12 protein-coding genes are annotated in these 17,389 nt (G+C 39.4%); 6 read left to right on the top strand and 6 right to left on the bottom strand.

The window, feature by feature from the left end; all coding sequences use genetic code 11:
- Positions 1 to 70: 70 nt before the first annotated feature.
- From WD048_07995 to WD048_07980, 4 genes are read left to right on the top strand one after another with little or no spacing between them, the layout of a single operon-like run.
- Entirely contained in the window at positions 71 to 1,477 is a 1,407-nt protein-coding gene (locus tag WD048_07995) for a hypothetical protein (GenBank protein ID MEX0812145.1), read from the top strand.
- A gap of 5 nt (positions 1,478 to 1,482) precedes the next feature.
- A complete protein-coding gene (locus WD048_07990) occupies positions 1,483 to 2,853 on the top strand; it encodes an NAD(P)/FAD-dependent oxidoreductase (protein MEX0812144.1) in 1,371 nt (456 codons plus the stop codon).
- Positions 2,850 to 3,797, top strand: a complete 948-nt coding sequence (locus WD048_07985) for a glycosyltransferase family 2 protein (GenBank protein MEX0812143.1) — start codon at positions 2,850 to 2,852, stop codon at positions 3,795 to 3,797. Before WD048_07990 ends, WD048_07985 begins: the two co-directional genes overlap by 4 nt.
- Positions 3,784 to 4,773 carry a lysylphosphatidylglycerol synthase transmembrane domain-containing protein gene (locus WD048_07980; GenBank protein MEX0812142.1) on the top strand — a complete coding sequence of 330 codons (990 nt, stop codon included), beginning with the start codon at positions 3,784 to 3,786 and terminating at the stop codon, positions 4,771 to 4,773. The genes WD048_07985 and WD048_07980 overlap by 14 nt, the downstream gene beginning before the upstream one ends.
- Here WD048_07980 and WD048_07975 read toward each other — a convergent pair whose 3' ends face one another.
- From WD048_07975 to WD048_07965, 3 genes are read right to left on the bottom strand one after another with little or no spacing between them, the layout of a single operon-like run.
- Positions 4,774 to 6,753 (bottom strand): hypothetical protein, encoded by a 1,980-nt coding sequence (locus tag WD048_07975; protein MEX0812141.1) that lies wholly within the window; start codon positions 6,751 to 6,753, stop codon positions 4,774 to 4,776.
- A 33-nt stretch (positions 6,754 to 6,786) separates the two neighbouring features.
- Positions 6,787 to 8,631: an asparagine synthase (glutamine-hydrolyzing) gene (gene asnB, locus WD048_07970; protein MEX0812140.1), complete on the bottom strand. Its 1,845-nt coding sequence runs from the start codon at positions 8,629 to 8,631 to the stop codon at positions 6,787 to 6,789.
- An 11-nt stretch (positions 8,632 to 8,642) separates the two neighbouring features.
- Positions 8,643 to 9,611 (bottom strand): Gfo/Idh/MocA family oxidoreductase, encoded by a 969-nt coding sequence (locus WD048_07965; protein ID MEX0812139.1) that lies wholly within the window; start codon positions 9,609 to 9,611, stop codon positions 8,643 to 8,645.
- A 463-nt stretch (positions 9,612 to 10,074) separates the two neighbouring features.
- Between WD048_07965 and WD048_07960 the strand changes: the two genes are divergently transcribed.
- Entirely contained in the window at positions 10,075 to 11,352 is a 1,278-nt protein-coding gene (locus tag WD048_07960) for a hypothetical protein (protein ID MEX0812138.1), read from the top strand.
- Positions 11,353 to 11,367: 15 nt separating this feature from the next.
- A complete protein-coding gene (locus tag WD048_07955) occupies positions 11,368 to 12,414 on the top strand; it encodes a hypothetical protein (protein ID MEX0812137.1) in 1,047 nt (348 codons plus the stop codon).
- A 1-nt stretch (position 12,415) separates the two neighbouring features.
- Here WD048_07955 and WD048_07950 read toward each other — a convergent pair whose 3' ends face one another.
- The 3 genes from WD048_07950 to WD048_07940 form a co-directional block, all read right to left on the bottom strand.
- Positions 12,416 to 13,381 carry a polysaccharide deacetylase family protein gene (locus tag WD048_07950; GenBank protein ID MEX0812136.1) on the bottom strand — a complete coding sequence of 322 codons (966 nt, stop codon included), beginning with the start codon at positions 13,379 to 13,381 and terminating at the stop codon, positions 12,416 to 12,418.
- A 62-nt stretch (positions 13,382 to 13,443) separates the two neighbouring features.
- The gene (locus WD048_07945; protein ID MEX0812135.1) at positions 13,444 to 14,412 is read right to left on the bottom strand and encodes a type IX secretion system membrane protein PorP/SprF; all 969 of its coding nucleotides are present in this window, start codon (positions 14,410 to 14,412) and stop codon (positions 13,444 to 13,446) included.
- Positions 14,413 to 14,420: 8 nt separating this feature from the next.
- Positions 14,421 to 17,389, bottom strand: a 2,969-nt coding sequence (locus tag WD048_07940; GenBank protein ID MEX0812134.1) for a gliding motility-associated C-terminal domain-containing protein, incomplete at its 5' end; no start/stop codon positions are given.

The following is a 17,389-nucleotide window of genomic DNA, read 5'->3' as shown; positions in this document are numbered from 1 at the left end:
CGCTCAATCATGCTTATAATTCACCGTCAAAAGCTTTGACACACGCAAAAGTAAATAAGGCTTATTTACAATGGAATTAAAAGACCTTTTTCTCACACCGATTTACTTGCTGATTTTTTATGCAATTGCATCGAGAATTAAAGGTAAACATTTTTCAGATCATCCTTTTGCGCCCTATTTTATGCCAGCTCTTTACGTGAAATTTGTTGGAGCTATTGGCGCTGGAATGGTTTATTGGTTTTATTATGGATATGGGGATACCAGGGGTTTTTACAAGAGGGGTGTATATCTTGCAGAAGCCCTTATGGACAATCCGTCTCATTTTTTTCATTTAATGTTTCCTTCCAATGATGGCAATGCTTCAATGGAAGTAATGAATATACTCCATTCATTGCGTGCCCTTGAAGACCCTGCCTCCTACTTCATGTTTAAAATATCTGCAATACTCTCATTTTTTACTTTTTCAACTTACACTTGTATTGCTCTGTTTTTTGCATTTTTTTCCTTTCTGAGTTCTCTTTACTTCTACAAGGTACTGTATCGAAGATTTCCTGAATTATATAAAGAGATTGCCATTGCCATTTTTTTTATTCCCTCTGTATTTTTTTGGGGTTCAGGCCTGTTCAAAGACAGTCTTACAATGTCAGCTTTATTTTTAGTAGCAGGGGCTTCTTTTAATATTGTTGAACGCTACAAAACACAAAAGTCATTTTTTATTTTGCTTTTTGGGGCTTATCTGATATTAAATATCAAAGCCTATATATTGTTAAGTTTTGCACCTTGTTTTGGTTTGTATTTGTTCTTGTCTTATAATTACAAAATAAAATCAGTTTTACTAAGAGGTATGCTATTGCCTTTTTTTTTAATTGTTGGTATTGGAACAGGGTATTTCTTACTCCAACAAGTAAGCTCATATGCGGGTGGATGGTCTCTGGAAAACATTGAAGACAAAGCATACGATATGCAGCAATGGCACAATCAGGTGAAAATTTATGAAATGGAAGGGAAAGGGTCGGGGGGAGGATCCTCCTATTCTGTGGGAGCAATTGGTGATTTTTCTATTACGGGGATGTTAAAAAGCTTTCCCAAAGTCATAGTTATTACCTTCTTCAGGCCTTTTCTTTGGGAAGTGAGCAGCCCCACTATGCTGTTTACTTCACTTGAAGGCTTGTTTTTCTTGCTGCTCACCTTAAAAATCGTTTGGAAAAACGGCTTTAGAATCTTTTTTTCCGGGATTTTCAACAATCCCATTGTTTTGTTTTTTCTTTCCTTTGCACTGATCTTTGGTTTTGCCGTAGGCTATACCAGTTTTAATTTTGGCGCATTGTCCAGGTATAAAATTCCGGCATTGCCCTTTTATTTATTGTTTCTTTATTTCAGCAGCTATTTTATGAGAGAAAAGACAAATCAACAGGAAAAACCTATTCCTCAAAAGCAGAACTTGAATAACTTACACACACAACACGCCCTTAACTAAAAAGAATGGATTCAAATCAAACAAAATCAAATGATTTAATAGTTGTTGGCGGAGGCATAACTGGACTTAGCGCTGCCTATATTGCAGCAAAAGCAGGTAAAAAAGTAACAGTAATTGAAGCTGGCAAAAGTTTTGGCGGGCTATTAAACACTTTTGAAATAGGAAACAACAGGCTTGAACACTACTACCATCATTTTTTCACACATGACAAAGAGCTCAATTGGTTAATTAAAGAACTTGGATTGAGCGATAAGCTTTTCTTCAAAAAAACTTCAATGGGTGTGTACAGAGGAGGCGAAATTTATGACTTCAATACACCATTTGACTTGTTGAAATTCAGTCCAATCACATTAATAGATAAAATTAAATTTGGATTTACAAGCCTTTTCCTCGGTAAATTTGCCGATTGGAGAAAATACGAGCATATTTCTTGTTTGGAATGGTTTAAAAAATGGTCCGGTAAAAGCACCACTTCATCCCTTTGGCTCCCAATGTTAAACATAAAATTTGGGCCTTATGCCTCTAAAGTCCCCCTTTCCTGGATGATCGGAAGGCTCAGGCAAAGAATGAATTCACGAAAAAGCGGAGATGAGAGATTGGGTTATTTGGAAGGCAGCTTACAAGTGCTATTAGACAAATTACTAGCGGAATTAAAAAACTTAGGAGTAGAATTGATATCCGGAGAACCACTTCAAAAAGTGAATACAGCAGAAAATAGAATTTCAGGTATCGAGACTACAAAACAGGAATACAAAAGTTCAAAATATTTATTTACCATTCCTGGAAATTATTTGAGTGAAATTATTAAACCAAATCTTCCTGATTTATCCACTCAACTTGCCAACATAAAATATTTCGGTGCTATCTGTATCATTCTTGAATTGAAACATAAGTTGAGTGACACCTATTGGCTAAACGTAGCCGATGAGGGTTTTCCATTCGGGGGAATTATTGAGCATACTAATTTTATTCCTCCCGAAAACTACAATGGAAGTCATATTGCCTACCTCTCGCGATATTTTGCCATGGAAGAGAATATTGCCAAAATGAATGAAGATGAAGTCAAATCCATGATGATCAGTCATTTGCCAAAAATTTATCCTGGCTTTAAGGAATCCTGGCTTAAAAATATTTTTATCTTCAGAACAAATACTGCCGCAACTGTTTGTGATCTGAATTTTTCAGGGAAGATTCCCAATTGTAAAACGGCTGTAGAAAACATGTTTATAGTGAATATGAGTCATGTATATCCGGATGAACGAAGCACCAATAATTCAATTAAAATTGCTTCTGAAGCATGTAATGCAATGGGAATTAAAAATAAAATTACAGATAAAACCAATTCATTAGCAGGTAAAATCGGGTTTAAAAAATGATATCCATAGTCATTCCATTGTACAATGAAGAAGAAAACATTGATCAGCTTTACACAAGACTGAGCAATGCAAGTAGTTCATGGGGCGACACCTACGAGCTTATATTGGTTGATGATGGTTCTTATGACAATACCCCGGAGCTGTTGAAAAAATTGAGTGAGGAAGATGCGCGGGTAAAAACCATAAAATTGTCCAGGAATTTCGGGCATCAGGCAGCCATTTCTGCCGGTATAAAGTATGCCAAAGGCGATGCTGTGGTTATTATGGATGGTGACTTACAGGATCCCCCCGAAAAACTCTCTTTGTTTTTAGATAAATGGCGCGAGGGCTATCATGTTGTTTATGCCATAAGAAAAAAACGCAAGGAAGGATTATTTAAAAAATTGGCCTACAAAGTGTTTTACCGATTGTTGTCATTTATCAGCGATATAGATATTCCACTTGATTCCGGTGATTTCTGTGTAATGGACAAAAAAGTAGTAAAAGTCCTGAACCGTGAAATGACTGAGCACACGCGCTTTGTGAGGGGATTGCGCGCCTATGCGGGATTTAAACAAATAGGCGTGGAATATGAAAGAGACAAAAGAGCAGCCGGTGAAGTAAAGTACACCTTCAGAAAACTGCTGAAACTCGCATTAGACGGTTTGCTCGACTTTTCTACTTTCCCATTGAGAATAGCGACTTACCTGGGCTTCCTGATTGCGATTCCCTCATTTTTGGCAGGTGTTTTCTTTATTGTGCACCGAATAGTCGGTTTCAATGTATTGGGCTATTCACCATCCGACACCCCTGGACTGGCGTCACTTGCCGTAGGTGTATTTTTCCTTGGGGGTATAATGCTGATTATCCTGGGAGTTATCGGGGAGTACATTGGAAGAATTTACTTTGAAGTAAAAAAACGTCCTTTCTACATTATTGACGAAATCTATAATGACAAAGAGTAAGATCGTCAAATTTCTCTCCGGAAGCATCGGGATTCTTATTTCCATAGCCCTGGTCTGGTACATTGTAAAAAGTTATGACCTCAGGCAATCCTGGGAAATCATTACCTCCACTTCCCCGTGGCTATATTTCAGTATGGTACTGGTTTATCTTTCTACCTTTTATTTTCGCACATTGCGGTGGAAATTAATGCTGCTCAATATTTCAAAGCTCAATTTTGGATTGCTTATAAAAAGCATTGTCCTGGGCTTTGCAGGCAACAACCTGATTCCTGCAAGAGGTGGGGAATTGCTCAGAATGGAATATTTCAGTAAAAAAACCAAAATCGGACGTACAACTTCATTCGCATCGATTGTTTTGGAAAAAATACTGGACGCAAGCGTTTTGCTTTTCTTTTTGTTTTGCGCCAATCTTTTACTGGAAGCAAGGAACGAGGCAATTGCAAATACCATTAAACTGGCGTCATTGTTTGTATTGCCTGTTGTTTTAACCCTGGTGATACTAAGAATTAAAGGACATATTTTTATTCACCGGATCCAACAAAATGAACATAAAATATTTAAACTGTTGGGCAGTAAACTGGAAGAAGTTTACTCAGCGCTATTGTTCTTGAAATTTGACCGCAGAACCATTCAGGTAATTGTTTTGAGTTTAATGATCTGGCTGCTTGAGGGGCTTGTATTTATTATTGGCATTCAATCCATTGGAATTGATCAATTGGTTTTTCCTATTGGCATGATTGCTTTGTGTATCGTTAATTTTGGGATATTAATTCCTTCCTCACCGGGCTACATTGGAGTTTTTCAAGCTGCAATATTGATTGCCCTGGGCTCATTTGGTATATCTGAAACCGATAGCCTTGCAGCCGCAATTATCATCCACAGCAGCCAGTTTATCCCAATTACGCTTATTGGTTTGATGATATTTTTGTTTGAGTATTTTAGAAATCAACAAAGTATCATTAATAAAGCCACATAACTATTCCTGCGATTTCTTAATAACCGCGAATTTTTCACCGCTTTTTTCATCAGTAATAATCTCTTCTATTATTGGTTTAAGCTCATCGGGAATTGCTGTATTGGGGGCAATCATCAAATAGTCGATATTATGGGCTTTGATAAAGCGCGCCTGTGCAGCTCCAATTGAAATAAATTGGCCTCCTGCTTTTAGCTGATTGACAAAACGGGTAAAAGGGGCATTGGCCACTTCGCGGGCTACTGTAGTACGCGCCTGGGTTTTAAAGCTATCAACCGGTATTTCTACGGTAGTAAGTGAAATCTGTCTGACTTCACTCTTAATGGATTTAATATACACAGGTGGTTGATGATAGGGGATTGCAGCCCAGTAAGAATTCAATTTTTCGGGGTTGAGGATATGCGCAATTATTACATCTTCTTTTTTGTTCAATGCTTCCTCAATCTCTTTCAGATAATTTACAGAGCGACCCACAATTTTGAAGAAACTGAAAAATTCATTGTTCTTGCCAATGGTGGCATAATTGACCAATAACAAAACACCAAGCAATCCAATAAAAACTTTGTATGTATGCTGATTCAATTGTTTGAGTTTTTCAACAAACCAGGCTAGCAGAGCAAAAAGCAGGATATTTAAACTAATAATTGAAGGCAGGACATAGAATTGCACCGAATCCTTTAAAATATTGGTAAAACTCCAGGTTAAAAGGCCTATGGCATTAATCAATATGACCATTATTATAAGATATAGATAGTTGTGCGGTAATTTCAGTTGCTTGTGGAAGAACATTGCACAAAGCAGCAACACTATATGCAGGAAATATATAGACAGCATGATTACTACTGTTCCTCCAATTATGAGCAATGGGCGCAAGGGGTAATCTTTCAGCCCATTTAATATTTCATCCGGGCTGAATTCACGGATTGGTTTTTCTGGGGAAAATTGGGCAGTCAGAAAATAGAACAACACAATAAAACCGGCAAGCAAAACCGGTAAAAACACCATCAGCTGATGTTCCTTTGTTTTGAAAAAAGAAAACCGGTATCCAGCCATTCCCATCAAAAACAAAGCGCCAAAAACTGCCGGTAAATTGACCACGTTTGCAATGGGCAATGCCAGTAGTGGAATAAAAAAAAGCCTGTTGTTTTTAATCAGCATTATAAATGCAGGAAGAATCAACAGGGCTATCATCATGTTTTTGGTATTGTCGCCCACTCCAAAAACGAAAGTTGGTGTTTGGGGAAGAAACTCCCATAGAGGAATACCTGAAAAAAAGATAAAAAAAGGGGCGAGAAAGTGAATGGCTTTGATATTGGTAATGGCCCGGGAAAGGGCAATAAACCCCATTGCCAATATTGACCCGAGCAATGGAAACAATCCAGTAACCTGTGCCTCCACACTCAATACATCAAGTGTCTTGTAATAAAGACTTGCCAACCAAAGCTCTGTGTGGTGGTACAAGCCTGGACCGTATAAATTTGTGTTGATCACATCAATCATCGAATCCCTGGTCTCTACTCCATATTTAGTATAGGCTTCCAATACAATGCTGTAAAAATTGTAATCACCATGGGGGATATTGTTATACGGGATATTGTAATACAAACTGCCATTTAGCACAAACAATACCAGGGCTAAGAACTGTAGTGTTAACAGTGGTAGTATATGCCTCTTGCTGAAAGCAAATTGCTTTTCACCCATTGCTCCATAAACGTATTTATTCCTCAGCCACATGGCCAAAAGACCAAGCAGCACAAATCCCCATTGAATGCTAATCCCTTTTGTAACAACGACCGCATATACTACAATGATGGCCAGTATTCCCAAAAGGGTTTTGGCAAAGACATTTAAAAAGGCATCTTCTATATTTTTAAATCCACTGACATAATATACAATTGACCCCAATAAATAGGCCATTAGCAGTAATGCGCTTGTAAAAACAGGAACAGTATATGAAAAAAGCGCAAAAGGAATATCAGGCATTGATATAATATTCAGGTCTGTTGAGAAAGTAAATTATATAGATTCATTTTTGAGAAATCGCTGCATAAGAATCATCAACCACAAGCGATTGTAAAGATAAGTTTCTCCCTTAAAAAACCGTTGAACATATTGATGCACAGTAGAATAATTGAACACCGCTGCATCTTCTATGGCTTCTTTACTTAGGTATTCTTCAATCAAAAACCGCCATTCCCCTTGCAGCCACTCCACCAGGGGAATGCTAAAGCCCCATTTGGGGCGTTCAAACAAGGCTTTGGGCACAAGCTCATAAAGCACTTCCTTCAGTAAATATTTAGTAATTCCTTTTTGCTTCCGCAGGTCTTCACTCAAATTCAACGCAAAGGCGATCAACCTGTGATCAATCAAAGGCACCCGAACTTCAAGGGAATGCAACATGCTTGCCCGGTCCACTTTCACCAGCAGATCATCCTGCAAATAGTATTTCATATCAAAAAGGGATTGCTGTTCGGGGAAACTTAATGCCCTGCCAGGGGTAATGATTTCCTCATTAATAGAAAAACCACTTTTATAATCAGGGCTCAACAGTGCGGTGATTTCCTTTTCAGAAAACAAATATTGTTCCTGGGAAAAAATATGGGATTTAAGGCGTTTTTCGCTTTGATAATCAAATAAGCCTGCTGCTCTTTTAAATCGGCTATTGCCACGCTTTAACAGCTCATGTGCCGGTTTTTTTAAAATTTTTGAGAGCGGGTGGCTGAGCCGTTTGCCCCATTCATAGCTTCCATAACCGAGGTAACTTTCATCTCCCCCATCTCCCGATAAAATGACTTTTACATGCTCACGGGCAAATTTCGATACCAGCATGGTGGGAAATGCAGAACTGTCGGAAAAAGGCTCATCATAGGCTTCAAATACTTTGTCCAGACGCTCCAGGGCATCTGCATAGGAGAGTATTTTTTCATGGTGATTGGTTCCCAGTTGTTTGGCCACTTTAGCTGCATAATTGGCCTCATTGAATTTACCTTCCTTAAAACCAATGGAAAAAGTATTTACGGGTTTGTCCGAAAGTTTTTGTGCTATAGCGGTTACCAAACTTGAATCAATACCGCCACTCAAAAAGGTGCCCAATGGCACATCACTCACCATCCGGTATTCTACTGCACTGAACAAGAGTTCCCGCAATTGCTTTTTGGCCGCATCCACATTTGAAATCACCTCACTTTTGACCTGTTCTTCCAGTTTCCAGTAAGTTTTAATTTCAAATTGATTTTTACCTACTACTGCATAGGCACCCGAAGGGAATTTTTGAATATTTTGATAAATACTCAAAGGAGCCGGAATATAGCCCATGTAAAGGAAATCATTGATGGCCTGTTTATTGATTCCGCCTTTTTCAAGGGAAGCTATTTGTTTTAAAGATTTGAGTTCGGAAGCAAATAAAAAATCATTGTCATGGCGATAAAAATACAAGGGCTTAATGCCCATGCGGTCGCGATAAACATAAAGCAATTCATCCCTTTTATCATAAATAGCAAAGGCAAACATGCCATTCAGTTTTTCAACAAAACCCGGGCCCCATTTTACAAAGGATTCCAGCAACACCTCTGTATCGGAATGGGTTTTCAAACCGGTATCTAATGCTTTGGACAGTTCCCTGTAATTGTAAATTTCACCATTGAAGACCATCACATACCTGCCACAGCGGGAGTGCATGGGCTGATTGGCATTGTCTGACAAGTCGATAATACTCAGCCTTCTGTGTCCCAGCCCGATAGTATTGTCGTAATAATAACCCGAAGCATCCGGTCCCCGGTGTACAAGGCAGTCGGTCATGCTTTCCAAATCGGGTTTGGAAAAATGCCTGTCAAAACTTAAAAAACCACTTATGCCGCACATTTGAATAATACTTAACTCACGGAAAAAGGATGTTGTGCAGGAGCCAATTTTGCAAAAGGGTGATAATCGCCTTTCAGGCCAACGGGTTTCATGCTCCTGATTTGTTGTACGATTTCGATGGATTTCCGGGCCTCAGCTATTCTGTAACCATTTCCTTTTAGAATATGCTCATAACTCAGGGTATGCAGGTCGGTGAATCCGCTGCTGAATTCGATCTCCTCATCCTCCAGTTTCATAGAACGATAGGTTCTTTTGTCGGTTTTTTTCACTTCATCAGGCAAAGTATCGGCATTGATGCTTAAAAACCAGCGCACCCTGGCTTTCTCAAATTCCAGGTAACCGGCAGCGCGGTCGTGGCTGTGCACATGTACCGTATTTTCCTGTATGTTTCCAAAAATCCAGGACAGCATATCAAAGAAATGCACTCCAATATTGGTGGCAATTCCCCCGGATTTTTGCAAATTCCCTTTCCAGGAAGTATAGTACCAATTGCCCCTGGAAGTGATGTAAGTCAGGTCAAAATCCAGTTTTTTATCATTGCTGAGCTTTGCCACCTTTTGCTTCAAATCAATAATGGCAGGATGTAACCTGAGTTGCAGGATATTATAGATATTTTTCCCGCTTTCCTGCTCTAAAGTTTCAAGGGCATCAATGTTCCAGGGATTGAGCACCAGGGGCTTTTCGCAAATTACATCTGCATCATTTCGCAGGCCAAAACGAATATGTGAATCGTGCAGGTAATTGGGAGAACAAATGCTCACATAGTCTATTTTAGAACCTTTTCTTCTCAGCTTATCGATGTGCCGGTCGAAGCGCTCAAACTCCGTGAAGAAATCCGCCTGTGGAAAATAGGAATCAATAATCCCCACACTGTCAAAAGGATCAAGGGCGGCAACTAAGTTGTTATTGGTTTCTTTTATGGCTTTCATATGCCGGGGGGCAATGTATCCGGCTGCCCCGATTAAAGCGAAATTTTTCATGATTGATCGTTCGGTTTATTAAAGTGTTTTGTTTTTAAAAAATATACTGAAAGCGTTTATTTTTATCTATACTGCTTGCTCTGAACCGAATTGCAAGGTAATCAAATTATCAGAATCAGGGTTACTGTCTATTTGTGTACTTCAGTGTTTGGAAATTGAAAATCACTATTTTTGAAGCTCTGATTTAAGCATTTGGGATATTAAAACCTGAGTTCGGAAATTATTTAGTGCTCAGGACTAAAGGGTTCTGCCTTTTAACATTATATTGCTTTAAATTAAAAACCATACTGGTGTCATGTCAAGCACTAAATAACGGTCTGTCGGCTATAATACCTCTGCAAACCTACCCGAACCCCGCCTAACGTCAGTCGGGCAGATGGGACAGGCGGGAAGCCGTCTGACCGTTCGGGTTAAACCGTCAAAGTATGTTTGACTCTACACTAGTATAAACAAATTTTTATACGTGAAAAAAGTACTCTTGATCACTTATTTTTTTCCCCCTGGAAATTTTGCAGGCAGTTACAGGATGAAAGCCTGGGCGGAGCATTTGCACAAATTTGGATACTACCCGATAGTGGTAACCCGGCATTGGGCCGATAATGAAACAGATTTTACAGCTATAAGTAATGAAAAGGAAACGACAGAAAAAATACATGAAAACTATACAGTTTACAGGCTTCCCTATTACGGAACCTTTCGGGACAGATTGATCAAAAAATACGGTGACAAAGCTAGATTTATCGGTAAAATATTTTCTTTTTTTCAGTTGATTGCCCAAAATTATTTTCTTCGCAGCATACCTTTTGTGAATTTATATGATTTTGCGCGAAATTATTTAATAAAGAATCCTGATATCAAAATTGTATTGACAAGTGGGCGGCTTTTCCATCAGTTTCAGTTCTGTTATTTGCTAAAAAAAGAATTTCCGCGTATTGAATGGGTTGCCGATTATCGGGATCCATGGAATACCAATACCAATAACAAACAAAATTTAAGAAGAAGGTTTTTTGAAAATATTGAAAGGAAATTTGAAAAAAAATGGACAAGTTCTTGTGCGTTTTTCACCAGCTGTTCAGAAGGATTTGTTAAAAGCATAAAGCAACTGGTCAATAAAGAAGGCTATGTAATCACCAATGGTTTTGAAAAATTGATTGACACAACTAATAATATCCCTAATAATAAACTTACCATCGCATATATTGGCAACTTATATCCGACACAAAAAATTGAAGTTTTTTTAAGCGGCTACAAAAAATTTTTGAGGCAAAACCCCAAAGCCAATATTATTCTCGACTTTTGGGGAATTAGTGTGAATATCGGACAAAAAGCAAGAATTGCTAAGAACTTAAAGGGTTTTAAAAGTTTTTATAATATTAAGCCCTGGGTAAAAAAAGAAACCATGATGGTGCAAGTCAGAAACGCTGATTGTTTTTTAATTTGTGGTATTCCCGAACGAAAAGGCACACATTCTGCAAAGTTTTTTGATTATCTGTCTTTAAAAAAACCAATTATTTTATCCCCTTCTGACAGGGATGTTTTGGAAACAACAATTTCAGAAACCAATACAGGTTTTATTTTAGATAATACTGAAGCGGTTTTTGACTGCATAAATTTCTGCTATAAAGAATGGCTCACTTCAGGCAAGATTACCTATCAGGGTAATGAAAGTAAAATCATGGAATACACTTATGAGAATCAGGTAAGTAGATTGGGGGAATTACTTTCAAAGCTAAACAAATAGAATCTGAAACTCCGGATGAATAAGCATGACTATAATATTGTTCCTTTTGAAAAAAAACACCTGCACAAGCTTGCAAAGCTGATGAAAATTCTTTGGGGCAAAATGGAACAAGAGGAGATTGTTCAATTGCTTGAATGGCGCTACCTACAAACGCCCATTCAACATATTCCGCACAGCTTTGTTTTGGTTAAAAATGATGAAGTACTTGCTTTCAGAGGCTGGTTTATTTTGAAGTTGACACACTGCGATCAAATATTCTATACTGCAAGCCTGGCCGATGCGGTTGTGCATCCATCAGAAAGACGAAAAGGTTGGTTCGAAAAAATGACAAAATTTTCATTAGGGCAAATACAAAAATGCAAAAGTGTACCATTTACAACTGCAATCAGCTCAAATGAAAAAAGTATTCCCGGCTATTTAAAAATTGGATACAGGGTATTATTTGAAATTAATGAATCATACAACATTAGGCCTTTTTCATTTTTATTCACACAGAAAGTTCACTTCAACAAGGATAAGGAAATATATACTAATAATGTACTGATAACCGAGGTCCCGCAACTGCAAATTATGGAATTCTTGTTTGAGGAGCGGATTAAAAATAACAGAGGGGCATTGCAGGTCAAATGGGATAGTGGATATTTGGATTGGCGGTTTAAGAGACCAGATAGTAAATATGTGTTCTCATATCTTTGTAATGAAGATGCAACAATTGGGTTTTTAATCTTCAAGTCATGGGGCAATGACAGGTACTCTTTGGTTGAATTTGTAGCGGATACTTCACAAGATTTTTATAAGATATTAAATGCTTTTGTTAAAGTGATGAAACCTAAAATTATTTCCTGTTGGGAGCATGCTTTAAAAAAACAAAACATCAATAATCGCTTTTTCGATGGGTTTTATTCCATTCCAAAGTGTTTTAATTTCAAAAAGAAAAGTACTTCACACCCGCTCCTCTATATGCCAAACTCAAATATTGAAAATTTATCTAAAAGTAGCGAATCCGACCTTTCTGATCCAAGAATCTGGCAAATCAATGAATTGTATTCTGACAGCATTTGATTTACCTAGCAATCATTGAATGAAATCCGGCTATTTTAAATAAATTTTCAGATATACTGGCATAAAAAGGCTCAATTCTATTTACAATATAAGGTTTGTCTTCAGGGAGGTTCTCAATTGCTTTTTCCCCGGTCAATTGAATGTATTCGTAGCCGGCATCAATCACTGTTTGCAAACTTCTTTTATTATACAAACCATTGGGAAAAGCAAACCGATCAACTTCACAATTCAGCTTGTTTTCTATTATTTTTTTAGTTTCTATTATTTCCCTTTTTAAGATTTCTTCTGAATGGTTTTGGGATAAATTTATATGGGTTTTTGTATGGGAGCCCGGAATAACCAATCCTGTGTCGGTTAATTTTTTTATTTCATCCCATTTAAGCATAGGGGTATATTTATAATCACCCTTTAGTTGACGTTCCCAAACATCAATTTGATCTTGGATTTCTGCTAATTTAAAAGTGGATAAGTGCCTGAATATATCCAAAGCTATTTGTCCTTCATTTCTGTCTGATTCAAGTTTTGGCAATTCCAAGCCCATTAGTTCAGGTTGAAGATTATTGATTGCAAAAGCCTCAACCAAACAATTGATTTTTTGGGTCCAATTAGGCAGTCCTGTTTCCGCACAATCTGTTATTACATTCATAGTAACAGGGACATTTAAATGTTCCAAAACCGGAAAAGCATATTCAGCAAAATCTGAAAAACCATCGTCAAAAGTTATAATAGCCAAAGGTTTTTTACTTTTAAAATTGTGCCCTAATTCAGTAAAGTCAATTATTTTAAATCTGTCATTGACAAAATCCATTATTCCTGAAAAAACATCGGGATTTAGAGGTGAGTAAGCGGGGCTATATTCTATTGAAACACGATGAAAATACAATACATAGAGCCTGTGTTTTTGCAAATAAAAAACAGTATTTAATAACCCTGCTCTTTGCGCTATTTGAAATAAATACGCCCTCATTCAATAATCATTAAATTTTTCTGAAAAAAACAGCGGATTATATTTTGTGTATTATTAGCGTATCAAAAACCAATATTTTTTCTTCCCCAGCGTTTTTTGGGTTTCAGGTGATAGCTGATCAGTATTTCATGTGCATTTCCCATTTGGATCCGTGTCTCATTAATGGCCTGATCAAAGGCATAACCAATTTGAACGCGCTCTTTTATCATAAAGCCAATCTCCGCCACCATGGTCTTGCTGCTTCGATAGGCCGCACCTACCCAGAAAATTTTCTTGTAATTGAACCTCAGGTGTCCATCAATCTGAAAGGGCGCTCCATTTACATATTTAAACCACACCATAGGCTCAATGAAAAACTTGTGATGTGCCTTTGATTCAACCAAAGGAATGCTTCCGCCCATTACGATATAGTGGTGCAATTCCCTTTGCATGATGCTTTCGCCCATCGGATCGGAAAAGCTGATATTAAAAGGCACCAATTGCGGAACCGAATAACCCAGGTAAAACTCATCAAAGTAATAATAAAGTCCTACCCCAAAATTGGGCATAAAAGCAGACTGGTTGCTGTTCATCAAAGCCTGGTCATTGGACTGCTCCATTTGTATGTCCGAAGCATTCAGGCGGTACTGGTACACCGCTCCCGAAATACCAAAAGAAAGCCTACTCCGCCTGATAAATTCCGGCCACCTGAAAGGATTGATCTTTGCAAAACTAATTTGGTAATTGTAAGAAATATTAATTCCCATAAAGGAGGTTGGCCCTGTTTTATCATAAATGATCTGTCCCCCCAGACCCATACTGTAACGCGGGATGGGACTGCGGTAATTGGCACTCATGGTGCGGGGATTGCCTTCCACTTGTGTCCACTGCTCCCTATAGGTTATGGAGCCAATTGCATGATCCTCTGATCCCGCTATGGCGGGGTTCAGCACAAAACTGTTGTCCCGGTACAAACTAAAAATGGGCAATTGCTGCGCCATTAAAGCCTCAGCCGAGAAAAATATACATAGTGCAAAAATGACTTTCTTCATAATTGAGCCTATTTAATAATGGTTACGTTTCCACTGACCACTTCATCAATATTGTTCAGCCGGATAAAGTAATAGTATGTTGCTGCCGGCAATTCCTTGCCGTTGTAGGTGCCACCCCAGTCGTTGTTGTAGGGCTTCGCCTGGAACACCTCATCGCCCCAGCGATTGAGAATGATCACCTCATTGTCCGGGAAAAATTCCAGGTCGCGAATTACCCAGGTATCGTTTACGCCATCCGCATTTGGCGTAATACCATTCGGAATGAAAATATTCACATCGTCTTTCACATTGATCACGATGGAAGCCGTATCAATACAACCGGTTTCAATATCAGTGGCAATCACAAAATAATTCTCAGAACGCTCGGGACTTGCCACCGGATTGAAACAATCATAGCAATCCAGCGAAGTGCCTTCGGGGAACCAACCTAAATTCAGGTCTTCCCGGTCGTTCAATACAATGACTTCCAATTGTACTTCATCACCTTCAAAAATGGTTTGCGGAGATTCGGGTTCCAAATCTATTTCCGGTGCATCAATCTCATTAATTGTAAATTCAAGTGTGGTATCACATCCATTGGCATCCACTAAAGAGACTGTATACTGACCAGTCGTCAATGAATCCGCAGTCGCTTCATTTAATTCTGAGTCATGGCTCCAATTATAGGTAAACGGTTGGGTGCCGCCAATAAAATTCAGGGCAATCCTGCCATCATCATTTCCACAATAAACATCCTTAACCTGTGCACCCAGGAAGTCGGGGCTATTGATGTCATTCACCTGAATGTTCAATACCGTATCACAGGTACTTGCATCACTGATGGTCACCGGGTATGTTCCTGCAAAAAGCTGCGTTGCAGTATTGCCGTTCAAAGTGCTATCATGCGCCCATGCAAAAGTCAATGGCGGATCATCCGTACTGACATCAATGGATATCGCTCCATTGTCGTCCATACAGGTACTTGATGTTACATCTATTGCATTTACCTGTGGACCCGGTCGCTCTACTATAGTTGCAGAAACGCTATCCGTACATCCATTGGCGTCTTCGATCAGCGCAAAATATTGGCCTGTTCCCAAATCCGCAATTGAATTACTTGTGTCTGTTACATTTAAAGTAGTGCTAATCACCACAAAGCTTCCATCTGTCCAGAAATAGGAAAATGGTGCTGTACCTCCGCTTGAGCTTACGGTCAATCCACCGGTTTCCCCACCATTACAATGGGTATTGCTGTCCACTTGTATGGTCAAAAGCAATTCATCCGGTTCGGTGATTAAAACGGAGTCCATGCTTTCACAAGCATTGTCATCCGTCACCGTAACTGCATATGTTCCTGCACAAAGCCCATCTGCAATGGAATCCGTTGCTCCATTTGACCATTCAAAACTGTATGGCAAGGTGCCCCCTGTAACTCCAGCTACGGCTTCACCATCACAGGATTCAAAACAAGTCAGGTTACTGGAATCAATTATGCCCAACTGTAAAAGTGCAGGTTCAATGATTTCAACGCTGATAATGGTATCGCAGCCATTGGCATCGCTCACTACCACATCGTAAACGCCTGCACACAATCCTGAAATAACAGAGCCGGTATCCCCATTGCTCCAGTTATAGGTATAGGGTGCAGTACCCCCGGAAGCACTTACAGTAGCTGATCCATCACATTCTCCGTTACAGCTTACATGGGTGGTATCAGAAATGCTGGCTGTAAGAATTGTTGGTTCGGTGATGTTTACACTTACGGTTGTATCACAGCCATTGTTATCTGTAATCGTTACATCGTATGCTCCAGCACAAAGTCCTGTGGCTATTGAATCTGTTTGTCCATCGCTCCAGACGAAGGTATAAGGCGAAGTCCCACCTGTTGGTGTTACCGTAGCAGAGCCATCGCATACACCATTGCAGCTTACCATTGTAGTATCACTGATTAAAGCGGTCAATACAGGAGGCTCGGTGATTGTAACACTGATAACCGTATCGCAGGCATTTGCATCACTTATGGTTACATCATAGCTTCCGGCACAAAGTCCTGTGGCTATGGAGTCTGTTTGTCCATCACTCCAGGCGAAAGTGTATGGAGGGGTACCGCCCGTTGGAGTGGCAGTAGCTGAACCATCACAAAGTCCGCCACAACTGATCATTACTGTATCAGAAATGCTTGCTGTTAATAAAGGCGGTTCTATGATGTCAACATTGATAATGGTATCGCAGCCGTTGGCATCGCTTACTGTCACATCATATGTTCCAGCACATAGGCTTGTGGCTATGGAATCCGTTTGTCCGTCACTCCAGGCAAAAGTATATGGTGCAGTGCCTCCGGAAGGTGTCACCGTTGCCTCTCCAATACATTCCCCGTTGCAGACAAGGTGCAAAGTATCCGTTATACTTGCTGTCAATACAGCAGGTTCTGTAATCGTTACATTGATTATCGTATCGCAAAGATTGGCATCACTAACTGTAACGCTGAAATTACCAACGCATAGTCCTGTAGCTATGGAATCCGTTTGCCCATCACTCCAAATATAGCTATAAGGACCTGTTCCTCCGGCAGGTGTAACTGTGGCTGAAGCATCACATTCCCCATTGCAAGAAACCATTGTGGTGTCCGTGATACTTGCCGATAAAACAGCAGGTTCTGTAATCGTTACATTGATCACGGTATCACAAAGATTGGCATCACTTACCGTTACATCATAGGCTCCGGCACAAAGACCCGTGGCTATAGAGTCCGTTTGTCCATCGCTCCAGGCAAAAGTGTATGGAGGTGTGCCGCCTGTTGGTGTTACCGTGGCTTCGCCATCGCATGCACCATTACAACTGACCATTGTTGTATCACTGATTGATGCTGTCAAAACAGGGGGTTCGGTAATGGTAATGCTCAGTACCGTATCACAGCTATTGGCATCGCTTACCGTTACATCATATGTTCCGGCACAAAGTCCCGTAGCTATGGAGTCGGTCTGTCCATCGCTCCAGG

The sequence above is a fragment of the Chitinophagales bacterium genome (genome assembly GCA_040877935.1).
Lineage (GTDB): Bacteria > Bacteroidota > Bacteroidia > Chitinophagales > CAIOSU01 > JBBDNB01.
Note: the sequence above shows the minus strand (reverse complement) of the source record. Positions and strands in the feature narration are given on the sequence as shown.

What these genes read in the sequence shown, in the direction of transcription:
- WD048_07995 (MEX0812145.1), top strand. Translation starts at nt 71, where the DNA reads ATGGAATTAAAAGACCTTTTTCTCACACCGATTTACTTGCTGATTTTT.
- WD048_07990 (MEX0812144.1), top strand. Translation starts at nt 1,483, where the DNA reads ATGGATTCAAATCAAACAAAATCAAATGATTTAATAGTTGTTGGCGGA.
- WD048_07985 (MEX0812143.1), top strand. Translation starts at nt 2,850, where the DNA reads ATGATATCCATAGTCATTCCATTGTACAATGAAGAAGAAAACATTGAT.
- WD048_07980 (MEX0812142.1), top strand. Translation starts at nt 3,784, where the DNA reads ATGACAAAGAGTAAGATCGTCAAATTTCTCTCCGGAAGCATCGGGATT.
- WD048_07975 (MEX0812141.1), bottom strand. Translation starts at nt 6,753, where the DNA reads ATGCCTGATATTCCTTTTGCGCTTTTTTCATATACTGTTCCTGTTTTT.
- asnB (MEX0812140.1), bottom strand. Translation starts at nt 8,631, where the DNA reads ATGTGCGGCATAAGTGGTTTTTTAAGTTTTGACAGGCATTTTTCCAAA.
- WD048_07965 (MEX0812139.1), bottom strand. Translation starts at nt 9,611, where the DNA reads ATGAAAAATTTCGCTTTAATCGGGGCAGCCGGATACATTGCCCCCCGG.
- WD048_07955 (MEX0812137.1), top strand. Translation starts at nt 11,368, where the DNA reads ATGAATAAGCATGACTATAATATTGTTCCTTTTGAAAAAAAACACCTG.
- WD048_07950 (MEX0812136.1), bottom strand. Translation starts at nt 13,381, where the DNA reads ATGAGGGCGTATTTATTTCAAATAGCGCAAAGAGCAGGGTTATTAAAT.
- WD048_07945 (MEX0812135.1), bottom strand. Translation starts at nt 14,412, where the DNA reads ATGAAGAAAGTCATTTTTGCACTATGTATATTTTTCTCGGCTGAGGCT.